This window comes from Nitrospira sp. BLG_2 (assembly GCF_049222245.1).
On record NZ_JBLYIG010000574.1, the window covers coordinates 1 to 4619 of the forward strand.

Annotated in this window: 5 protein-coding genes; all 5 read left to right on the plus strand. The window is 57.3% G+C overall.

Annotation, left to right across the window (positions count from 1 at the left end):
• A partial coding sequence (locus ACOSYY_RS15390; RefSeq protein ID WP_421663464.1) for a helix-turn-helix transcriptional regulator occupies window positions 1-685 on the plus strand: 685 nt, incomplete at its 5' end.
• Between the two features lie 165 nt (window positions 686-850).
• The gene (locus ACOSYY_RS15395) at window positions 851-1504 is read left to right on the plus strand and encodes a VWA domain-containing protein (protein ID WP_421663466.1); all 654 of its coding nucleotides are present in this window, start codon (window positions 851-853) and stop codon (window positions 1502-1504) included.
• A gap of 53 nt (window positions 1505-1557) precedes the next feature.
• Window positions 1558-1989: a hypothetical protein gene (locus ACOSYY_RS15400; protein WP_421663468.1), complete on the plus strand. Its 432-nt coding sequence runs from the start codon at window positions 1558-1560 to the stop codon at window positions 1987-1989.
• Between the two features lie 61 nt (window positions 1990-2050).
• Window positions 2051-2257, plus strand: a complete 207-nt coding sequence (locus ACOSYY_RS15405) for a hypothetical protein (protein WP_421663470.1) — start codon at window positions 2051-2053, stop codon at window positions 2255-2257.
• A 213-nt stretch (window positions 2258-2470) separates the two neighbouring features.
• On the plus strand, window positions 2471-4619 hold a 2149-nt coding region (locus ACOSYY_RS15410; RefSeq protein ID WP_421663472.1), incomplete at its 3' end, for a TM0106 family RecB-like putative nuclease.

The window sequence follows — 4619 nt, forward strand, 5'->3', positions numbered from 1 at the left end:
CCAAGGTACGCTCATCGCAAGGTCTCTCAATTCGGCCCTCTCCAAGATTACGGCCGCCATTCCGTCCGAGGCGTCAGAGTATCTGCAACGGTTGGATCAATGGTTCTCGGTCGGCCTTGGCCCGCACAAGAACTATCGTCATCATCGTGAGACCATTGATCTCCTGTCCCACGCCATCGCCCACCGCCGCACAGTACAGATGCGGTATTTTTCCGCCGGTCGGAATGTCACCACGCGACGGGAATTGGACCCGTATCGGTTGCGTTATGTGGATGGAGGTCTCTATCTGATCGCCTATTGCCATTGGCGAAAAGACGTGCGCATGTTTGCGGTGGAGCGGATCAAGTCCCTCACACCCACCGACCATCCCTATCAAATGCCCTTGCACTTTGATGTCGACGCCTATGTCGAAGACGCGCTCGTCATTATGCGAGGCAAGCGGATTACCGTCGAACTGAAGTTTGACAAGCGCACCGCTGCCTGGGTGAAGGACCGGGTCTGGCATCCCAGCCAACAGATGACCCCGTTGAAAGACGGCCAACTCCTCATGACGCTGCAGGTTGCCGATTCCCGTGAACTGCTCGGATGGATTCTGAGCTTCGGTAGCGGCGTCCAGGTGCTCAAGCCCGAGCATTTGCGGGAAGCGGTTCGGCAGGAAGCGAAAAGACTTCTTGCCCGGCAGTGACCTCGGATGTCACAGACAACCAAGACCCCCCGTCTCCATCTTTCCTTAACTCATTGGATCTTCATGGCTTCTGGTGATCCACCGCAGTGTCTTGGGTGTGACCTCCGTTGTCACGCACCCCCAGTAAGATAGCGGTCATCTCAACCCTAGTTGGAGGTGATCGCCATGACCGACAAGCAGAACGGGCAGCCACCCATGAATCCCCAGCCGCTCTATGTCACGCTGATTCTCGACGAAACCGGCTCGATGCAATCGTGCAAGGGCGCGGCGATCGCAGGCTTCAATCAGTACCTCGCCAGGTTGCGCCAGGAGCCAGCGGAGACGCGGTTTACACTTACGCTCTTCAACTCCAGCAAAACTGAGGTGCGCTATCGTGGTGTGCCCGTCTCAGCCGTCCAGGAGCTGGACGTGGAAACCTATCGGCCTCACGACACGACGCCGCTGTACGATGCGATTGGCCGCACGTTGAGCGCTGCGAGGCAAGAGGCCCCGGCCGAGGCGAAGAAACTCGGGGTGATCCTGACGGATGGTTTGGAAAATGCCTCCCGGGAATACACGCGAGCACAGGTCTTCGATTTGATCAAGGCCTGCGAGCAACAAGGCTGGACCTTTCTCTACCTGGGAGCCGACCACGACGTGTGGGCGGCCGGGGAGTCGCTCGGCGTGGCGGGGGAAAACCGGATTTCGTTCTGCAAGCGAGACATCGGCAAGACGTTCGATCATCTGTCAGAGACGACTGCTCGCTATCGCCGTGGTCGGTCTGGACAAAGCAAGTCGTCCTCCAGGCAGGATGCGGCTGAGTCTAAAAAGGGCAACTGAGAATTGCTGCTCCTCGTGTGGACGGGCCATCGTTCTATTGAAGGGGGTATGCCATGACAATTCTGTCATTCCTGATGCTCGCAATGCTGTGGACCCTACCCACGGCCTCCGCTCAAGACCTCGGCAACCTCAGTGCGAATCCCTTCGATGTCGATTCAATTGCCAATCCCTTCGGCAAAGGGAATCCTTTTGCCCCAGATGGCGTCAACAATCCGTTCAGCCCCTACGGCAGCCCGTTCACCAACACATCGGCGACCAATCCCTTTGCCACCGATGCGCCTCGGCTCTACGACCAACAAGGGCACTACCGCGGAAAGTTGAGTGCCAATCCGTTCGATCCCGACTCGACCAGCAACCAATTCGGCCGATACGGGTCTCCGTTTTCTCCTGATTCAGTGAACAACCCCTTCGGCGCCGGCAATCCGTATCGACCTGATTCGCCCAATAATCCTTATGGCAAGGGATGGAGAATCGAGGGCAGGTAAGGCGATGCTCTCGTGGGATGTTGGCCCAACTGGGGGAATGCACAGAATGAGGAGAACGACCATGCGATCCTTTATAGTGGGCATCCTTCTCGGCATGTGTTTCGGAGAAACGGTCACAACACTCGCCAAAGATGCTCTCAATCGGTCGCAACAACAGCAGCAGTACGACTACTTCCGTGAACGGCAGCAGCAGCTGGACATCGGGCACATGCGCAAGCAGTTGGACAAGCAGGAGTTTGACCGGAAATACGGACGCATGCCCTGCTAACGGATTGATGCCATGAGCGGCCGATCGGAGGGACACATCGCATGACGACCATTCTTACTTCGCGGCCAGTTTGATGAAGCCCTGGTTACGTGGCTCATCTTCATGCCGCGCAGCGGCGAAAAGGCACCGACATCCCATACATCTCGCATCCGCTGGCTCGGACGAGGTTGCTCATCGCCCATGGGGTAGTGATGTGGACGACATGAGGCGAAGATGAAGAAGACCGCCGACGGGCAGCTGGTCTATTCTCCAAGCGACTTAGTCCGTTACTTAGCCTCTCCATTTGCGTCTTGGATGGACCGATACTATCTGGAAAATCCAGAAGCCGTCACGCCCGATGAAGACACCGAGGATCAGCGACTGATCGCAGAAGCCGGCCAACAGCATGAGCAAGCCGTACTGAACGAATTGAAGTCGTCCTCCGCTGGGCTTGTCGAAATACCGACATATGATGTCGCGGCTGCGCGTAGCCAGACACTTGCTGCGATCATGGCGAAAGCGCCCGTCATTTATCAGGCCATGCTGCACAGTGGGCAATTTGCAGGCTTTGCCGATTTTCTCATGCTCGACCACGCTCAGCGCTACCAGGTCTGGGATACGAAACTGGCCCGGTCCCCGAAGCCTTATTTTGCGGTTCAGCTCTGCTGCTACGGCGACATGCTGGCTGACATGATTGGCGGCCAAGTGTCCGATCGATTCGGGATCATCCTCGGTACAAAAGAACGGATCGAATTCCGCCTTGAAGACTTCGTCCACTACTATCGGCACATCAAGAAGTCCTTCCTTGCAATGCAGCAACGGTTCACTGGTCGACTTTCGGACCGCCCGGAACCATTGCCACGAGCCGATCATTATGAATGGACCTCGCATGCCCAGGAGTTCTTCAAGCAGCGAGATCATTTAGTGCAAGTCGCGGGTGTGACGGTAGGCCAGATCAAGAAGCTCAACAAGGCTGGCATTACGACGATGGCCCAGTTGGCGCAAGCGGGCGAGCGCACGGTTCCGAAGTTTAGCCAAGGCACGCTGGAAAAATTCGTTGCTCAGGCCCGGCTCCAATGCGCGACTCTGGCGAATCGTAGGAAGAACCCCGACGCCCCGCCGTGTTACGAGGTGTTGCCGCGCCGAGGAATCAGTGGCGAGCCAGCCGGTCTTGGGGCGCTCCCACCCGACGACCCTGCCGATGTGTTCTTCGATATGGAGGGCTACCCTCTGGCACCCGGGGGCCTGGAGTATCTCTTTGGCGTCTGCCTCTGGAATGGCCAAACACGTTCCTATGAGTTTAAGGACTGGTGGGCACACGACCGGGACGAGGAAAAGCGGGCCTTCGAAGGGTTTATCGACTGGGTCTTTGCCCAATGGAAGAGCCATCCGGGCATGCACATCTATCATTACGCCGACTATGAAGTAAGCGCAGTCCGGCGGCTCAGCACCCGGCATGACACACGTCAAGATGAGGTTGATGACCTATTGCGCAATGAAGTCTTCGTGGATCTCTACCAAATTGTGCGGCAGGGCATACGGGTTGGAGAGGACAGCTATTCCATCAAAGTGGTCGAACGATTGTATCGACCGAAGCGAGACACGCAAGTCGCAACAGCGGCCGACTCCATCGTCCAATACAGCCGCTGGATCGAAAGCAAACAGTCGGGAGATTGGAACAAGAGCCCGATCCTGAGAGCGATCCGACAATACAACGAAGATGACTGTAACTCCACCGCGCAACTGTCCGGTTGGTTACGGCAAGTCGCCCGTAACCTCAACATTCCCCCGATGTCGCGGCCTGCAGCAACTGAGACAGCCGAGCCACAGGAACTGCCGCCCGAAGTCATCGCTCGGCAGGACACGATCAAGCACCTTCGCCAGCGTGGTGATAACCTGGCGCTGGTGCTGGCAGACCTCGCGGATTTCCATCGTCGGGAGCAGAAGCCGATTTGGTGGCGGATGTTCGATCGAGCGGCCGCCATGCCAGAAGAACGACGAGATGACCCTGGCTGTATCGAAAGCATTGTCGCCGATGGTCCCTGCATGATGGACAAGCGGTCACTGATTCAAGGCTACCGATTTGACCCATCCCAGGAATGCAAACTAGCCGAGGGGGACTCCGTCCGATTCACCCACAATCTGGATGCCACTTTCGCGCTCTCTGAAATCGATGCCACGGTGGGCTGGCTCAAATTGAAAATTGGCAAGAAGAGTCTCGACACCAAGTGCGACGGCGCGTATCCCCAGCAAGGGGCGCTCCTCGCGGATGAGTATGTTAATCCAGCTCCTATTCCAGAAGCCCTTACGGCTGTTGCAACTGCACACCTGTCAGGGCAACTCCATGCGCCGGTCGAGGCCTTGCTGGCCCGCCGTCCGCCGG